At 70.7% G+C, this 1748-nt stretch carries 1 protein-coding gene; it reads left to right on the top strand.

Features of this window, described 5'->3' with window-relative positions; genetic code table 11:
* Window positions 1-735 precede the first annotated feature (735 nt).
* On the top strand, window positions 736-1748 hold a 1013-nt coding region (locus E1289_RS37460), incomplete at its 3' end, for a hypothetical protein (RefSeq protein WP_131988913.1).

Consider the following 1748-nt stretch of genomic DNA (forward strand, 5'->3'; position numbering starts at 1 on the left):
GGGTCGGGCGGACGGGGGCCGGGGACCGCGCCCGGCTGCTGCGGTTGCTGCTGGGGCGGCGGGCCGTACGGACCTCCCGGCGGTCCGGGCGCCGGCGGGCGCGATGGGTGGCCGGGGTCCGAAGGATTCGTCATCGCCGTCGTCTCCAGTTTGGGGCCGCCTACAGGAAGACTCTAGAGCCTGTGTCCGGCGGCCGTCTCACCTGGCGGATTAAATAGTCCACTATTCAAGTAATCACGCCGGAAGTGGGCCGGGTATTCGTGTCCAGGGCCCTGGGGCCCAATTCTCTGACCGACTGTGGACTTTTGCCTGATTGTTGATCAGCTGCGTGCCTTCCGGGAGAATGGCGTGGGGCCGTGCCGCCCCCGGGAGGCGAAGTGAGCATGCGGCACCTGCCGCGGGGGCGGTCGAGCATGCCCGAAGAAATCTGCGGCGGTAGTGCCGGTACCTGTGCCGGCACAGCAACGGTCATCGTTTTCCCAGGTAGTGCGGCCATGTCAGGATCCCTCAAGCGCGTCCACCCGATCGGTGGAACCGCGGGAAAGCCGGCGGCATCGAAGAACGCGGCACCACGGTTCCATTACGGTTCATCTGCCGGACGGGTGAATCGCCCGAGTTGCGGCGACCGTGGTGACCAACGCCAGCGCACCCGCCGGACGAGAACGATGATCGATCGTCCGCCGTGCAGAACAGGAGGGGCGGCCCGGTGAGGCCCGACGACGATCCGAGGCGACCGTGACAGCGGTCGTACTCGCGGGGGACTTCCCCAGCACGGGCATCCTCCAGGCCACCGTGGCCCAGAGGGTCGGTCTGGGAGGGGGCGACGACGCGTGCGCCGCCTTCATCGACCATGTCGCGTACGCCCTCGGGCAGCGCGGCGCCGTACTGGTGGTCTACCCGTCGTGGAAGGGCGAGCGGGCCCGCAGGATGGTCCGGCTGGCCCGGTCCGCCCTGCTCACCGACCGCGTCGCCGGCGTGCCGCTCGACGTTCCCCCGCTCGCGCTCTCGCTGATCGCCGACCAGTTGACGTTCGCGTCCTCCTACACCCGGCCCGGAGTTCTCGCGAGCCTCGCCCTCCGGCTGTGCGAGAGCGTCTACGCCGGGGCCTGGGTGAACAGCGTCGCCCGCCTTGAGCACATCAAGACCGGACTCGCGGCCCATGTGTCGTCCTACCTGCCGGGCAACGGCTTCGCGGTGTCGGCGGGGCCCCGCCCGGCGGTGCACCGCATCACCACGGCCGCCCCCGTCCCAGAGCCGGCCCTGCGCCCGGCCGATCCCGTGCTGATGCTGTTCAGCCACGAGAACGGCGACGTCGACTGGCTGCAGCACAAACTGCGTCCGATGATCGCGGCGGTCTCGATGACCGCGGTCGCCACCCAGCCGATGAGCGCCGAATACTGGGGGGCCAAGAAGTACGCCGAGTTCGTGGCCTTCAGCGGGCATCCGCAGGCGCTGCAGAGCCTGCTCGCCGCTTCCGAGTACCGGCCCTGTGGATGGTGCGGCGAGCCGACCGCCCTTCCCGAGTGCCCGTTCTGCCTCATGGTCCAGCCGGACCACCAAGCACCGCCTGCCTCTCCGCCCTTCCAGGAACGGACGCAGCCGCCGGGCCCGCAGCCACCGCCCGTCCAGCCACAGCCCCAGCCACAGCCCGTCCAGCCCCAGTCCCGGCCTGTTCAGCCCCAGCCCGTGCAACCCGGGCCCGTTCAGCCGCCTGCCGCCCATCCGCAGGAGCCCGCCCCGCAGGCGCC

Source organism: Actinomadura sp. 6K520, from assembly GCF_004349245.1.
Classification (GTDB): domain Bacteria; phylum Actinomycetota; class Actinomycetes; order Streptosporangiales; family Streptosporangiaceae; genus Spirillospora.